The following is a 13,711-nucleotide window of genomic DNA, read 5'->3' on the forward strand; positions in this document are numbered from 1 at the left end:
CCACTGCGTGTGGTTCGCTGCCCCCCGAGGGGGCGCTCCGCCTGCGGCCCGGCAAAGCCGGTTCCGCGGCTCCTGCTTGGTTGGTGTGTTGCTCTGTTGGGCGGCTCATTGCTTGGGCACCAGATAGCCTAAGCCACGGACAGTCTGGATGATGTCGTTGCCCAGCTTCTTGCGCACGCCGTGGATGTAGACCTCCACCGCATTGCTGCTGACTTCGTCTTTCCAGCTGAAGAGCTTTTCTTCAAGCTGCGCGCGAGATAGCACCACGCCCGGGCGCGCCAGCAGGGGTTCGAGCACCGCCCATTCGCGCGCTGAGAGTGATACCGGCTGGCCATTGAGGCTTGCCTCGCGCGTGGCCGGGTTCAGGCTCACGCCCTTGTGTTCAAACGCCGGTTCGGCCCGGCCGGCGCTGCGGCGTATCAGCGCGCGTATGCGGGCCAGCAGCTCATCGGTGTCATAGGGTTTGACGACGTAGTCATCGGCGCCGGCGTCCAGCCCGGCGATGCGGTCGCCCACCGCGTCACGCGCCGTAGCCACCATCACCGGGGTGGTGTTGCGGCGCGCGCGCAGGGCGCGCAGCACTTCCAGGCCGTCGCGCTTGGGCAGGCCCAGGTCCAGCAGCACCAGGTCGTATTGTTCGGTTCGCAGCGCCTCGTCGGCCATGCGGCCGTCACGCACCCAGTCGACGGCATAGTGCTCCGAGCGCAGCACCTGCAGCACGGTCTCGCCGATCATGGCGTCGTCTTCAACCAGCAATAAACGCATTAGATGGAGCCCCCACGGTCGCTCACTGCGTGTAGCTCCCTGTCCCCCGAGGGGGCCGCCCGTCCTGCGGCCCGGCAAAGCCGGTTCCGGGGCTCATGCTGGGTTGAAGGGTTCTGGGAGTGCGACAAGCGATGACGGTATTTCATCAGTGGAGGCCGCGGCTTCGGCTGGTTTGGGTTTGCTGGCTAATAAACGCACGCCTCTTTCGTCAGAGGTAAGGAGGCTTGGCTCTTTCGAAGATTATGCGGCGGCGGGCTTAGGGGGGTCTTAAACCACGATGTCCACAAGGCGGTGGCGTTTTGTCTGCAGCCCTGAAACAGCCCCGCACACTAGAATCACCGCACAACAACGGGGGAGTTGAGATGGGAGAGTTCATGCAGGTGAGGCGCTTCGGTACAACATACACCTGCGGCGCTTTTTAAACATGGCGGCCGGCAAACCCGCGGTCAAGCCGTTCTGGCACCGCCTCAACAAATTTTTCGCGTTCCCGTTTCAGGTCACGCCTTTGGCCTATGGGCTGTTTTTGGCGTTTTGCAGCCTTTTGCCAGGGGTACTCTTTTTCCTCCCGTCGGCGTTCATGTGGATTATTGTCGAGCTCGGCATCGTGCTGGCCGCAAGCCGCTACGGTTTCAAGGTCGCCGTGCTTGGTTCGCGCGGCATCGCTCGCGTCAGCGACTTTCCGCGGCATCTTGATGATGAGTGGAGCAGCCTTCCCTGGAAGCTGTTCGGTGTCTTCGTGGTGCAGTCCGTGGTTTTGGGCCTGGTGGCGTCGGTCAGTGGCAAGCTGGCCGCTGTCGTGACGTTTGTCATTTCGTTCATGCTTCCGGCGACCGTCATTGTCCTGGTGCAGTCGGGCAGCGCAATGGCCTCGCTCAATCCGGCCGCGATCTGGCGTGTCGTGCGTGTCATCGGTGCGCCTTATCTTGCGCTGTGCCTGTTCCTGTTTTTGTTGAGCACCGGTGCGCAGGTTGCGCTGGGGCTGTTGTTGCCCCTGGTCAGCCTCTGGCTGCTGGCGCCGCTGTTTAATTTTGCTTTCATCTATTTCGGATGGGTCATGGCCAGCCTGCTGGGCTATGTGATGTACCAGCACCATGAGGCGCTCGACATCGACCTGCTGCCCGGCGCCGGTGCGGACGACGCGCCGGCTGAGCGCCGCAGCCCCGAACAGATTGCGCGCCAGGAAACCGACGCGCTGGTCGCCGAGTTCGTGACCGAAGGCGATATCCCCGCGGCGCTCAATATCGCTTACGAAGACCAGCGCGCGCGGCCCAACGACGCTGCTGCGCTGCGGCGTTACCACCGCGTCCTGCTGATGGCTGGCGAGACCAAGACGCCCACGCTGCTGGAGAACGCAAAGCGCCTGATCGCGTTGTTGCTGCAGCAGGAGCTGGGGGCCGAGGCTGTCAAGACCTGGCAGGACTGCCGGACCCGTGAGCCGGCGTTTGTCCTCGAGGATGCCGGGCAGACACTGGCTTTGGCGCGCGCCGCCTGGCGCGCCGGTGACGGCCAGGCGGCGCTGGCCATGCTGCGCAGCTTCGACAAGCGGTTTCGCGGCAACGCCGCCATCCCGCAGGCGTATGAGCTCATCGCGCGGGTGCTGACGCAGGGCATGAACCGCGCCGACCTGGCCCGGCCGGTGCTGGCCATGCTGGAGTCACGTTACCCCGACAGTGAACCGACGCGCGAGGTGCGGTGGTTGTTACGCGACCAGCCGGCTGCCTGACTTCTGAGGTTCTTAGGCCTGCGCCAGCGCGCGCGTGGCCATGTCGTTGGGGGCAAGCCGCTGCAGGTGCGGCAGCCAGTACAGGGCGCGTTCGCGTTGCCCCGCGCGCAGCCAGCCCTGTGCGCAGACGCCCAGCGTGTCGGCCAGGCCTGAATGCTCGGGTGCGCTTTTGAGCAGCGCGCGGCACAGCTTGTCGGCGTCGTCGAACTGGCGCGCGCGCGTGAAGCGGCGCGCCAGCCGTGCCATGTCATCGGGTTTGAGCCGCGCGCCGGGCTTGGCCTGGTCGAGATAAGTCCGGTAGCTGGCGTGTTGCAGTTCGAGCGTAGCGTCGTCGCTGGGCGAGAGGCGGAAGATCCGGCGCGCCGCGCTGTGAAAGTCTTCGCCGGCCGGCTGCAGCCGCGCGGTGTTGAACCAGGCGCGCAGCACTTCGGCGTTGGTGGGCCGCAGCTTGGCGGCGGCGCGCCACTGCGTGCAGGCCGCGTCGAACTTCATCTCGCCCGCCAGCCGTTTCGCTTCGGCAACATGCCGCTCGAAGCCGTCGTCGGCCTGCCCGGCCGCCACGGGCGGCGTGAGTTTGCGCCAGTGCATCGCCGCGGCCATCAGCACCGCGCCGGTGATGAGCCCGCCCAGGTGCGCCATATAGGCCACGCCCTTGCCGCCGATGACGTGCTGCAGCAGCTCGTTGGCGATCCAGGCCGGCAGCAGCAGCAGTGCGGGCGCCGTGACGTAATTGAAATAGAAAAACAGCTGGTAGAAAAAGCGGATGCGGCGCAGGCGGTACATCACGGCATACATGCCCATCAGGGCGGAAACCGCACCGGAGGCGCCCAGGCCGTAGCCGCCTTGCCCCGCATAGGCCCAGCCGGCCAGCAGAGAAGCACCCAGCGCCCCCGCGAGATAAAACACCAGGTAAAGCCCGCGGCCCAGCGCGAGCTCGACTGAAAAACCAAACAGGAAGAGGAACACCATGTTGCCGATGAGGTGGCTGGTGTCGGCATGCAGGAAGGCTGAGGTGATCCAGGTCACCGGGCGAAACGGCGCGTCTTTGGTGTTGTCCTGGGCCCAGTGGGCGGTGAACGGCGCCGGCTGCATTTTTTCGTAGCGGTGCCGGTCTTGTTGCCACTGCTCATGGCCCGGGTGTCCGGCCGGGACGACGAGGCCCCCGTGCAGACGCGCCAGGAAGGGCTTTTCGTATTCGAGGCTGTCTAGCAGCGCGCCGTAGTGGCGCTGCTCTAGCATGCGCCGGGCCGCCGGCGCACGCGGAGATCCGGCCTCCTCAAGCCAGCCGACGAAAGCCGGCAGCTCCAGCGCCGGCAGGCTGCTTGAAAGATAGAATTTCGCGGCCTTGTCTTGCGCGTTTTCTTCAGCGCGCTGCGGCCCCCAGAAGACGGCCATGTTCACAAGGATCAGCAGAATCGTCAGCCACGGCGGGTTGCGCCAGGTCGGCCGGTTTTCCAGCGGAATCGCGTAAAACATGCGTCCGCCGGCAGTTCAGTTCAGGCCAGCCGCGCCCGGTGCCTTGCGATCTGCGCCTTCACCTGCGCCGGGGCGGTGCCGCCCAGGATGTTGCGGGCGTTGAGCGAGCCGCGCAGGCTCAGGCAGTCGTACACGTCTTTTTCGATGCTGGGGTTGAACTCCTGCAACACCGACAGCGGCAGCTCCGACAAATCGACCGCGTGCGAGGTGGCGGCCTTGACGGCGTGGGCCACGGTTTCGTGGGCGTCGCGAAAGGGCAGGCCTTTTTTGACCAGGTAGTCGGCCAGGTCGGTGGCGGTGGCGTAGCCGCGCAGGGCAGCCTTTTCCATGGCTTCAGGCTTGACGGTGATGCCCGCCACCATCTCGGCAAAGATGCGCAGCGTGTCTTTGAGTGTGTCGACGGTGTCGAACAGCGGCTCTTTGTCTTCCTGGTTGTCCTTGTTGTAGGCCAGGGGCTGGCCCTTCATCAGGGTGATCAGGCCCATCAGGTGGCCGACCACGCGGCCGGTCTTGCCGCGTGCCAGTTCGGGCACGTCGGGGTTTTTCTTCTGCGGCATGATGGACGAGCCGGTGGTGAAGCGATCGGGAATATGGATAAAGCCGAAGTTCTGGCTCATCCACAGGATCAGCTCTTCGCTCATGCGGCTGATGTGCACCATGGCCAGCGAGGCTGCGGCCGTGAATTCAATCGCAAAGTCGCGGTCGCTCACCGCGTCCAGGCTGTTCTGGCAGACCTGCGGCTTGCCGCTTTCATCGACCATGCCCAGGGTTTTGGCCACGCGTTCGCGGTCCAGCGGGTAGCTGGTGCCGGCCAGGGCGGCGGCGCCCAGCGGCAGGCGGTTCACGCGTTTCCTGATTTCCTGCATGCGCTCGGCGTCGCGGCTGAACATCTCGACGTAGGCCAGCATGTGGTGGCCAAAGCTCACCGGTTGTGCCACCTGCAGGTGGGTAAAGCCGGGCAGGATGACTTCCACGTTGGTTTCGGCGATGTCGACCAGGGCTTTTTGCAGGTCGGTGAGCAGCCCGCCAATCAGGTCGATCTCGCTGCGCAGCCACAGGCGCACATCGGTGGCGACCTGGTCGTTGCGGCTGCGGCCGGTGTGCAGGCGCTTGCCGGCGTCGCCCACCAGCTGGGTCAGTCGTGCCTCGATGTTGAAGTGCACGTCTTCGAGGTCCAGCTTCCATTCAAAGGCGCCCGAGTCGATTTCCGACGTGATCTGCGCCATGCCTTTCTGGATGTCGGCGTAGTCGGCCGCGGGGATGATTTTTTGCGCCGCCAGCATCTCGGCATGGGCGAGCGAGCCGGCGATGTCGGCCTGCCAGAGGCGCTTGTCAAAAAACACGCTGGACGTGTAGCGCTTGACCAGGTCGCTCATGGGTTCGGAGAAAAGGGCGGACCAGGCTTGGGATTTTTTGTCGAATTGATTCACGTCAGGCTTTCTTGTCGGGCTGTCGCCGGCCGGTATTCGGGGGCCGGATGCGCTGTTTCGGCCGTTTGGGGGCTGAAATAGCGTTCAACCCATGGCCGAATGGCCATGACCGGTGCAATACTCTTCCTTTCGATTTTATCTGCGTGCCGCAAGACCCCGGAAATCCCGGGTTCCGGCCCTCAAACGCACCAGATCACCCGTACAAGACTGGAAGAATTTCAGGCCACGCATGAAACCCGTTCCCGACTTAAAGAACTTTGGCGAATCCACCTTGCTTGGGAGCTTTATTCCGGGCGATGAAGCGCCCAGTTCACCACCCTCAGGCCGCGCCAGCATATTTGACGCCTGCCAGGTGGGGGTGGTTTTGCGTGCGGTGCTGTTTGTGGAACTGGTGGCGAGCGTCGCGGCGATGTTCGGCGCCAGTCACGTCGGGGAGTGGCTGCTGCGCTTTGCCCTGCTGACCGGCGGGATGCTGCCGGCCACGCTGGCCTGGCTTATCGCGGCATGCGCACTTAAAACCCGTCTGAACCGGCTGGCGCCCGGGTACCAATGGCTGTCCGGCATCTTGCTGGGCGCGGCGGCCGGGCTTTATGGCTGCGGCGCCCTGACGCTGATGGAGGTGTTGCAGCCGGCGCCCTGGTGGGCCAGCGCGGCGGCGGGTGCGCTGCTCTCGGCCGTGGTGCTGGCGGGCCTGTTCTGGCGCGCCAAGGCGCGCACGCCGACGGCCATTGCCGCGCGCCTGGCCGAATTGCAGTCGCGTATCCGGCCTCACTTCCTCTTCAATACCCTTAACAGCGCCATTGCACTGGTGCGGGCTGAGCCGGCCAAGGCCGAGGCGGTGCTGGAAGACCTGAGCGAGCTTTTCCGGCACGCACTGGCAGATCCCGCCGAGTCCGTCACGCTGGGGCAGGAGATTACGCTGGCCCAGCGTTACCTGGCCATTGAGCAGGTGCGTTTCGGCGAGCGCCTGCAAGTGCAATGGAGCCTGGATCCCGATGCGGACCAGGCCAAGCTGCCGCCGCTGTTGCTGCAGCCCCTGGTGGAAAACGCAGTCAAGCACGGGGTAGAGCCCAGCGCCACAGGCGCGCAGCTGAAAATATCCACCGCACGGCGCGGCAGCACGGTGGTGATCAAAGTGACCAATTCAACGCCTGCGGGCGTGGGCGAGCGCGGCCACGGGCTGGCGCTGGCCAATGTGCGGGAGCGCCTTGCGCTGCTGCATGATGTCGAGGCACAGTTCAAGACCGTCTTCAAAGACGGTGTGTTTCAGGTCCGGCTGGAGATCCCCGCATGAAGCTCAAAGTATTGGTGGTTGACGACGAAGCGCTGGCGCGGTCCCGCCTGCGCACCCTGGTGGGCGACTGCACCGCGCCGGCCGCGGTGGTGGGCGCCGAAGCGGCCGACACGGCCCAGGCCATGAAGGCGCTGCAGCGCGAGCAATTTGACGCGGTGCTGCTCGACATCCGCATGCCCGGCGCCGACGGCATGGCGCTGGCCGGCATGATCGCCGCGATGCCGCAGCCGCCGGCCGTAGTGTTTGTCACCGCCCATGCCGAGCATGCTGTGCAGGCTTTTGAGCTGGAGGCCGTGGACTACCTGACCAAACCGGTGCGCCTGGAGCGGCTGCAGCAGGCGCTACAAAAAGTGGAGCGGCTGATGCAGGCCGCGCAAGCCGCCAGGACGCCCCAGGCCGGCGCGGCCGAAGAAATGCTGATCATCCAGGACCGCGGCCGCACCGAGCGCGTGCCGCTGGCCGAGGTGCTGTACTTCAAGGCCGAACTCAAATACATCACTGTGCGCACCGCCGGGCGCAGCTACATCCTGGACGGCTCCCTGAGCGAGCTCGAAGAGCGCCATGCCGCCCGCTTCATGCGCATACACCGCAATGCGCTGATCGCGCGGCGGGCTGTGCGCGCGCTGGAAAAGCACTTTGACCCGGAAGAGGGCGAGGGCTGGGCAGTGCGGCTCAACGGCGTTGACGAGCTGCTGGCGGTGTCGCGCCGCCAGCTCACCGCCGTGCGAGAGGCTATCGCAGGCTGACCGGCCTGGTTCAGGCGCTGCGCCGGGCGCCGCGCCTTCTTTTTTCTTTTCGTCTTTTCATCTTTTCGTTTTTATTTCAAGTTTTCACCCGTACCCATGTCTAAACCAGCCGACTTCATTCAACGCCACATCAACCGTTTCAGCAACGAGCCGGCGATAGAGCAACAACTGGTGCAGGAATTTTTCAAAGGCGGGCTGGGCTTTTATGTCGACGTGGGCGCCAACGACCCGGTGCTCGATTCCCAGTCGCAGCACCTGGAGGTGTTGGGCTGGACAGGCTTGCTGGTCGAGCCCGACCCGGATTGCTGCGAGCTGCTGCGCCAAAACCGCAAAGGCGTGGTGATCGAGATGGCCTGCTCCAGCCCTGAAAACGCCGGCAAATACCTTCAGCTCAACCGTGCGGGGCCGCATTCGACCCTGGAAGACCGGCCCATCGCGCTGGGGGCGGTGGTCCGCTCCACCGTGCAGGTGCGCTGCGAGACGCTGGACACCATGCTGCGCACCCATGGCGCGCCGGTGGGCTTTGACCTGCTGTCCGTCGACATCGAGGGGCATGAGCTGGTGGCCCTGTCGGGCTTTGACTTCGCTTACTGGCAGCCCCGCCTGGTGCTGATCGAAGACCACGTCACCCACCACCAGAAGCACGCCCTGATGCGCCGCAACGGCTACCAGCTGATTCTGAGAACCGGCCTGAACAGCTGGTACGTTCCGGCGAAAGCGTCCTACACCTTTTCCTGGGCCGCCCGGTTTGAATATCTGCGTAAGTACTACCTGGGCCTTCCGACGCGCAAATGGCGCTATTCGCGCCCGGCCACAACCATGGACACGGGAAACGCATGACCGACAAAGAAGCAGCCTCTGCGCCGCCTGCAGACCCAACTCCGGTTCCGGCGCCGGCTGCGGATGTAGAGCGCGTGCTGCTTCACATGCCGGTCGATATCCGGAGCATGTCGCTGGTGGTGCTGGCGGGCCTGGCCTTTTTGTTTGTGCTGCACTGGGCCAAGGCGGTGTTTATTCCGGTGATGGTGGGCGTACTCTTCAGCTACGCGCTCTCGCCAGTGGTCAACTGGCTGGAATGCAGGCGCGTGCCGCGCTGGCTGGGCGCGGCGGTGCTGCTGCTGGCCATCCTCGGCAGCCTGGGCACGACCGCCTATTCACTCAGCGACGAAGCGGCCGCCTTGGTGGAGGCCTTGCCGGCGGCAGCGCAGAAGTTCCGGCAGGCGGTGAAAGCGCGCACTGGCCGCTCCGACAGCGCGCTGGAGACCGTGCAAAAAGCCGCCGCGCAGATCGAACAGGCCGCACAAGACAGCGGAGCGCCCAGCACCTCGCGTGGCGCGATGCGTGTGGTGATCGAGCCGTCCCACTTCAATATCAAAAACTATTTGTGGTCAGGCACCGTGGGCCTGATCGCCTTGATCGGCCAGGCCACGGTGGTGGTCTTTCTGACTTATTTCCTGATGCTCTCGGGCGACACCTTCCGGCGAAAACTGATCAAGCTGGCGGGCGACAGCCTCAGCAGTAAAAAGATCACACTGCAGGCGCTCAATGAAATCACCGGGCAGATCCAGCGCTACCTGCAGGTGCAGTTGCTCACCAGCGCGCTGGTGGGGGTGCTGACCTGGCTGGCCTTGATGGCGCTAGGGCTTGATAACGCCGCGGTGTGGGGCATTGCCGCCGCCGTGCTCAACCTGGTGCCTTATGTCGGTTCATTGGTGACTGCGGCCGGGTCGTCGCTGGTGGCTTTTATGCAATTCGGCTCGCTCAATATGGCGCTGGCCGTGGGCGGCGCCTCCATGGTCATCCACACCATTGTGGGCAACCTGCTGACACCCTGGCTTACCAGCCGCGCCAGCCGCATGAACCCGGTGGCGGTGTTTGTCGGGCTGCTGGCCTGGGGCTGGCTGTGGGGGGTGTGGGGCTTGCTGTTGGGGATTCCGATTTTGATGATCGTGAAATCGATTTGTGACCGGGTCGAAGATTTGAAGCCAATCGGTGAATTCCTCGGATCATGAGCCCCCACGCTTTTCACTTCGTGTAATGCGCTGCCCCCCGAGGTGGCCGCCCGCCTGTGGCCCGGCAAAGCCGGTTCCACGGCTCATGCTGGTAAAGATATGACCACCACGTTCGCCTACTGCGTCCGTCGTTACTCCTATGATCTGCTGTATTGAATAGATGAAGAAAGAGGTAATGCCATGATGGAACTGCTGACTGATCCGCAAATGTGGATTGCTTTTGCCACGCTGACCGCGCTGGAGCTGGTGCTGGGAATCGACAACATCATCTTTATCTCCATCCTGGTCGACAAGCTGCCGAAGGACAAGCAGGAGCTGGCGCGGCGGCTGGGGCTTTTTATGGCGATGTTCATGCGCATCGGCCTGCTGTTTTTGCTGTCCTGGATCATCGGCCTCGTGGAGCCCCTCTTCACCGTGTTCAAGGAAGAAATCTCGGGGCGTGACTTGATCCTGATCGGTGGAGGCCTGTTCCTGATCTGGAAAAGCACTGGTGAGATTCACCAGTCAATGGAAGGCGAGGAGGGGCATGCCTCCAGCACGGTCAAGGCCACGTTTACGGCTGTCATCGTGCAGATCATGATCGTGGACATGGTGTTCTCGCTGGATTCGATCATTACCGCCGTCGGCATGGTCGACAACCTGACCGTCATGATCGCGGCAGTCATCGCCTCGGTGGGCTTGATGATGCTGTTTGCGCCGGCCATCGGCCGCTTTGTGTCCGACCACCCGACCATCAAAATGCTGGCCTTGTCATTCCTGGTCGTCGTGGGTGTGGTGCTGATCGCAGAGGGCCTTGATCATCATGTACCCAAGGGCTATGTGTACTTTGCGATGGCGTTCTCGGTGGCGGTGGAGATGCTCAACATCCGCATGCGCAAGAAGAAGAGCAAGCCAGTGCATCTGAGGAACGCCTATGCCAACGGTGATAAGGCTGACGGCGACGGCAAGCACTGACGCCGAGACCTTGCCCGTGACGCGCCCGCGCTGCGCCGCGTGCCTCAGGCCGCAGAGCGCCTGCATCTGCGCATGGGTCACACCTGTTGCGCACGCGGCCGATGTGCTGATCCTTCAGCATCCGCTGGAGGTAGACCATGCCAAAAACAGCGCCCGCCTGCTGCACCTGAGCCTGCCGCGCAGCCGCATGCTGACGGGCGAAGCCTTTGATGAAGGCAGCTTGCAGGATGCGCTGAAAGAGCCGAGGTACAACGTGCTTTTGTATCCGCAGACACCGGGAGATGAAGCCCCCGCCCTGGATACCGGGCAACTCAAAGATCCGTCGCGCGTTCGGCTGGTGGTGCTGGACGGCACCTGGCGCAAAAGCCGCAAGATGCTGCACCTGAGCCCGTGGCTGCGGCAGCTGCCGCGCCTGGCGCTGGACGACGTACCGGCGTCGAACTACCTGATCCGCAAAACCCACAAGCCAGGGCAGCTCTCAACGCTGGAGGCAGCCTGTGCGGCGCTGGCGCAGCTCGAAGGCGACGCTGGGAAATACCAGCCGCTGCTCAAGGCCTTTGACGGCTTTGTCGCGCAGCAGCTGGCTTTTGTGCCGAAGTAGCGGGTCTTTGATTCAGTCGCCCAGGTCGATCACACCGGCCAGCGTCACCCCGCTGGGCGCTGCATAGTCCGCAATCACGGCGGCGCGGCCTGCCTGCGCCGAAATAGCCTGAAGCTGTTCTTTAACAAAGGCAATCGAGGGCGCGTCCAGCGCGGCGAAAGGCTCGTCGAGCAGCAATACTGCCGCCCCCGACGCAAACGCCGCCGCCAGCCAGACCTTGCGCTTTGAGCCGGTGGACAGCATGAAAAGTTTTTTGTCCCAATGTGGCTCCAGCCCCAGGCCTTCGATCAGCGGGTTTAACAAGCCGGCATCAAACCACGAGTATCGGCTGCGTACGGCTTGAAAAAACTGTGGCGGCGTGAGCTGGTCAAACGTGTCGGTGCGCGGCTCTATCCAGAACAGCTGCTGGCGGTAGGCGTCCGGCTGCTCCTTGAGAGAAACACCATTGATCCGCAATTGCCCCGAATCGGCAGGCAAGGTGCCCGCCAGCAGGCGAAGCAGGGTGCTCTTGCCACGCCCATCGCCGCCTTGCACCAGCGTGACACCCGGCCGGATTTCGCCGGACCAGTTGGTGAGAATTTCGACTTGTGGGTTGGGGTAACGGAACCATAGTTGTTCGGCAATGAGCATGGCGAGGTGTTTGATGGGTAGCCGGGTGATTGCTGCGAGTGTGAAGCGGGAACAGCGGTGATGTTAATCTGCGTTTTCCTGGAGTCACCTCTCCGTTAAATATGCAAGGGCAGCACCATGCCAGATCGCAACATCCCAAGCCTGTATGAATGGGTTGGCGGCATAGACGCCTTGACCCGGTTGACCACGCGCTTTTATGAGCACGTCAAGAAGGACGCCCTACTGGGGCCGGTCTTTGCGCATATGGATGACAGCCATCCGGCCCATGTCGCCGCATTTCTGGGCGAAGTCCTGGGTGGGCCGGCGACGTATTCCGAACAGCACGGCGGCCATCCACACATGATCCGGCAGCATCTCAACAAACACCTGGTGCAGGAGCAGCGGCGCCGCTGGGTGAGTCTGTTGCTGGAGACGGCGGATGAGCTGGGCATGCCCGACGACCCGGAGTTCAGGTCGGCGCTCGTGGGCTATCTGGAGTGGGGTTCGCGGCTGGCGGTGATCAATTCACAGCCTGGCGCCACGGTGGACGCCGATGCCCCCATGCCGCGCTGGGGCTGGGGAGAGGTCAAGGGGCCTTATATAGGCTGACCGTGGTTGATTGAATTCGAATTTGACAGGGAAATTGCACCCATGAGTTTTGGAAAAACCACTCCCATCCTCCGCATCTTTGACGAAGCCAAGGCCAGGGAGTTTTATGTCGACTTTCTCGGCTTCAAGGTGGATTGGGAGCATCGCTTTGAACCTGGCATGCCGCCCTACCTGCAAATCTCCAAGGGCGGGTGCGTGCTGCATCTGTCGGAGCACCACGGCGACTGCAGTCCGGGCGCCGCGATGCGGATTGAGACTGACGAACTCGAGGCGTATCACCAGCAGCTTTTGGCGAAGAACAACAAACACGCCCGGCCCGGCGTCGAAGTCACTGCCTGGGACAGCCGGGACATGTCGGTCCGCGACCCGTTTGGTAACCGGCTGACATTCACCAATGCCATCTACACCTGAGAAAGGTCCGCGGTGTCCGGCCTGATCCGAAACCTCTTCACGCTGCTGTGGGCTTTCTTCAGGGGTGCCGCAGACCCCGCGTCACGTGTCATCGCCCATTTCTGGATCAGCCCTCTGGATGCTGGTACGCATGTCCTGAAGAGCGACAAGTACCTGCAGCTGGCCGAAGCAGCCCAGCTGGACTATCTGATCAGGACAAAGCTGATGGGCACGCTGCTGCGCCGCCGCCTTCAGTTTGTCAACGCGTCCCAACTCGTGAAGTTTGCCCGGCCCATCCCGATGTTCCGGCGCGTGCGTGTGGAAACCGACATCGTCTTTGCGGATGAGAAGTGCGCTTGGTTTTCGCACACACTGTTTTTAGGCGGCCAGCAGCATGCCGAGGTGCTGGTGAAAATGAAGTTCAAGAAGGGCTCGCTCACAGTGCCACCTGCCGAGGTCATTGGCCGGCGCTTTGGGGCCAAGCCGCCGCACCTGGAGGCCTGGGACCGGGCGCTGGACGCCATGTGAGGACGGTTCTGGCGGTCGACCAGCACTTTGCCTTTGTTCACGAATCGCCGCGCCAAATAGAAAAATATTGACTGCAGTCAAGATTGCATTGTCAGGTGGGGGTTCGCTCTTGACCTTCGTCAATGGCGCTCCAGGGGCGCAGGTTCACCATGGGTGCTCCCGAAGGAGACACCCATGACCTCGACCCACGCGCCCTCGCTTACCAGCCTCGCTTCTCGCTGCTACCGGCTGACCGCCAGCGGCCGGGCCTGTGTGGACCTTGTCAACACCAAGGCGCAGACTGCAGGCTCGCTGTCTCGCTACCTTCACGATGTGCTGGAGATGTGCGGCACGGGGGTGTGGTTTGAGCAGTTGCAGCAGTTCATGCCGCCGCGCTCACTGGATGAATCCCTGCGTTCCTTGCTGGAGCTGGGCCTGATTGAAGCGGTGGATGCGGCTGAGGCGCCGAGCTACCAGCCGCCTGCGCGGCGGCGTACGCCGTCACGCTTGGGTGATCTGACGCGTGTTTGAGGCATTGCAGAGTGGCCGAAAGATTTTCAGTCGTAAAAATGGTGTTTCCTCTCCTTAGAAGGCG

At 63.2% G+C, this 13,711-nt stretch carries 15 protein-coding genes; 11 read left to right on the forward strand and 4 right to left on the reverse strand.

The features are described 5' to 3' along the window. Nucleotides 1-105 precede the first annotated feature (105 nt). Entirely contained in the window at nt 106-765 is a 660-nt protein-coding gene (locus BM408_RS14815) for a response regulator (RefSeq protein ID WP_092130629.1), read from the reverse strand. A 424-nt stretch (nt 766-1,189) separates the two neighbouring features. On the opposite strand from BM408_RS14815, the gene BM408_RS14820 reads away from it, so the two are divergent. Next, on the forward strand, nt 1,190-2,488 hold the full coding sequence (locus BM408_RS14820; protein ID WP_092130630.1) for a tetratricopeptide repeat protein: 1,299 nt from the start codon (nt 1,190-1,192) through the stop codon (nt 2,486-2,488). A 12-nt stretch (nt 2,489-2,500) separates the two neighbouring features. Here the strand turns inward: BM408_RS14820 and BM408_RS14825 are convergent, their stop codons facing one another. Together BM408_RS14825 and argH are read right to left on the reverse strand one after the other, a co-directional pair. Beyond that, nucleotides 2,501-3,964 carry a rhomboid family protein gene (locus BM408_RS14825; RefSeq protein ID WP_092130631.1) on the reverse strand — a complete coding sequence of 488 codons (1,464 nt, stop codon included), beginning with the start codon at nt 3,962-3,964 and terminating at the stop codon, nt 2,501-2,503. A gap of 20 nt (nt 3,965-3,984) precedes the next feature. Next, complete coding sequence (gene argH / locus BM408_RS14830; RefSeq protein ID WP_092130632.1) at nt 3,985-5,394, reverse strand: argininosuccinate lyase; 1,410 nt, start codon at nt 5,392-5,394, stop codon at nt 3,985-3,987. A gap of 229 nt (nt 5,395-5,623) precedes the next feature. On the opposite strand from argH, the gene BM408_RS14835 reads away from it, so the two are divergent. From BM408_RS14835 to BM408_RS14860, 6 genes are all read left to right on the forward strand, one after another. Beyond that, the gene (locus tag BM408_RS14835) at nt 5,624-6,688 is read left to right on the forward strand and encodes a sensor histidine kinase (RefSeq protein WP_092130633.1); all 1,065 of its coding nucleotides are present in this window, start codon (nt 5,624-5,626) and stop codon (nt 6,686-6,688) included. After that, nucleotides 6,685-7,434 carry a LytR/AlgR family response regulator transcription factor gene (locus BM408_RS14840; RefSeq protein WP_092130634.1) on the forward strand — a complete coding sequence of 250 codons (750 nt, stop codon included), beginning with the start codon at nt 6,685-6,687 and terminating at the stop codon, nt 7,432-7,434. Before BM408_RS14835 ends, BM408_RS14840 begins: the two co-directional genes overlap by 4 nt. Before the next feature lie 96 nt (nt 7,435-7,530). Further along, nucleotides 7,531-8,274 carry an FkbM family methyltransferase gene (locus BM408_RS14845; RefSeq protein ID WP_092130635.1) on the forward strand — a complete coding sequence of 248 codons (744 nt, stop codon included), beginning with the start codon at nt 7,531-7,533 and terminating at the stop codon, nt 8,272-8,274. Next, nucleotides 8,271-9,446, forward strand: a complete 1,176-nt coding sequence (locus BM408_RS14850; RefSeq protein ID WP_092130636.1) for an AI-2E family transporter — start codon at nt 8,271-8,273, stop codon at nt 9,444-9,446. Before BM408_RS14845 ends, BM408_RS14850 begins: the two co-directional genes overlap by 4 nt. A gap of 180 nt (nt 9,447-9,626) precedes the next feature. Further along, entirely contained in the window at nt 9,627-10,400 is a 774-nt protein-coding gene (locus tag BM408_RS14855; protein ID WP_092130637.1) for a TerC family protein, read from the forward strand. Further along, nucleotides 10,360-11,001, forward strand: coding sequence for a tRNA-uridine aminocarboxypropyltransferase (locus BM408_RS14860; RefSeq protein ID WP_092130638.1), 642 nt, complete (start codon nt 10,360-10,362; stop codon nt 10,999-11,001). Before BM408_RS14855 ends, BM408_RS14860 begins: the two co-directional genes overlap by 41 nt. Nucleotides 11,002-11,013: 12 nt before the next feature. Here the strand turns inward: BM408_RS14860 and BM408_RS14865 are convergent, their stop codons facing one another. Beyond that, a complete protein-coding gene (locus BM408_RS14865) occupies nt 11,014-11,631 on the reverse strand; it encodes an ABC transporter ATP-binding protein (RefSeq protein WP_092130639.1) in 618 nt (205 codons plus the stop codon). Between the two features lie 117 nt (nt 11,632-11,748). Between BM408_RS14865 and BM408_RS14870 the strand changes: the two genes are divergently transcribed. The 4 genes from BM408_RS14870 to BM408_RS14885 all read left to right on the forward strand — a co-directional run bounded on the left by BM408_RS14870 (nt 11,749) and on the right by BM408_RS14885 (nt 13,647). Next, nucleotides 11,749-12,219, forward strand: a complete 471-nt coding sequence (locus BM408_RS14870) for a group II truncated hemoglobin (protein WP_092130640.1) — start codon at nt 11,749-11,751, stop codon at nt 12,217-12,219. Between the two features lie 42 nt (nt 12,220-12,261). Continuing rightward, entirely contained in the window at nt 12,262-12,630 is a 369-nt protein-coding gene (locus tag BM408_RS14875) for a glyoxalase superfamily protein (protein ID WP_092130702.1), read from the forward strand. 12 nt (nt 12,631-12,642) lie between these two features. Then, nucleotides 12,643-13,137 carry a thioesterase family protein gene (locus BM408_RS14880; protein WP_092130641.1) on the forward strand — a complete coding sequence of 165 codons (495 nt, stop codon included), beginning with the start codon at nt 12,643-12,645 and terminating at the stop codon, nt 13,135-13,137. A 174-nt stretch (nt 13,138-13,311) separates the two neighbouring features. Beyond that, nucleotides 13,312-13,647, forward strand: coding sequence for a hypothetical protein (locus BM408_RS14885; RefSeq protein ID WP_092130642.1), 336 nt, complete (start codon nt 13,312-13,314; stop codon nt 13,645-13,647). Nucleotides 13,648-13,711 lie beyond the last annotated feature (64 nt).

It is taken from the genome of Polaromonas sp. YR568 (assembly GCF_900116715.1).
Lineage (GTDB): Bacteria > Pseudomonadota > Gammaproteobacteria > Burkholderiales > Burkholderiaceae_C > Polaromonas.

What these genes read in the sequence shown, in the direction of transcription:
- BM408_RS14815 (WP_092130629.1), bottom strand. Translation starts at nt 765, where the DNA reads ATGCGTTTATTGCTGGTTGAAGACGACGCCATGATCGGCGAGACCGTG.
- BM408_RS14820 (WP_092130630.1), top strand. Translation starts at nt 1,190, where the DNA reads ATGGCGGCCGGCAAACCCGCGGTCAAGCCGTTCTGGCACCGCCTCAAC.
- BM408_RS14825 (WP_092130631.1), bottom strand. Translation starts at nt 3,964, where the DNA reads ATGTTTTACGCGATTCCGCTGGAAAACCGGCCGACCTGGCGCAACCCG.
- BM408_RS14835 (WP_092130633.1), top strand. Translation starts at nt 5,624, where the DNA reads ATGAAACCCGTTCCCGACTTAAAGAACTTTGGCGAATCCACCTTGCTT.
- BM408_RS14840 (WP_092130634.1), top strand. Translation starts at nt 6,685, where the DNA reads ATGAAGCTCAAAGTATTGGTGGTTGACGACGAAGCGCTGGCGCGGTCC.
- BM408_RS14845 (WP_092130635.1), top strand. Translation starts at nt 7,531, where the DNA reads ATGTCTAAACCAGCCGACTTCATTCAACGCCACATCAACCGTTTCAGC.
- BM408_RS14850 (WP_092130636.1), top strand. Translation starts at nt 8,271, where the DNA reads ATGACCGACAAAGAAGCAGCCTCTGCGCCGCCTGCAGACCCAACTCCG.
- BM408_RS14855 (WP_092130637.1), top strand. Translation starts at nt 9,627, where the DNA reads ATGATGGAACTGCTGACTGATCCGCAAATGTGGATTGCTTTTGCCACG.
- BM408_RS14860 (WP_092130638.1), top strand. Translation starts at nt 10,360, where the DNA reads ATGCCAACGGTGATAAGGCTGACGGCGACGGCAAGCACTGACGCCGAG.
- BM408_RS14865 (WP_092130639.1), bottom strand. Translation starts at nt 11,631, where the DNA reads ATGCTCATTGCCGAACAACTATGGTTCCGTTACCCCAACCCACAAGTC.
- BM408_RS14870 (WP_092130640.1), top strand. Translation starts at nt 11,749, where the DNA reads ATGCCAGATCGCAACATCCCAAGCCTGTATGAATGGGTTGGCGGCATA.
- BM408_RS14875 (WP_092130702.1), top strand. Translation starts at nt 12,262, where the DNA reads ATGAGTTTTGGAAAAACCACTCCCATCCTCCGCATCTTTGACGAAGCC.
- BM408_RS14885 (WP_092130642.1), top strand. Translation starts at nt 13,312, where the DNA reads ATGACCTCGACCCACGCGCCCTCGCTTACCAGCCTCGCTTCTCGCTGC.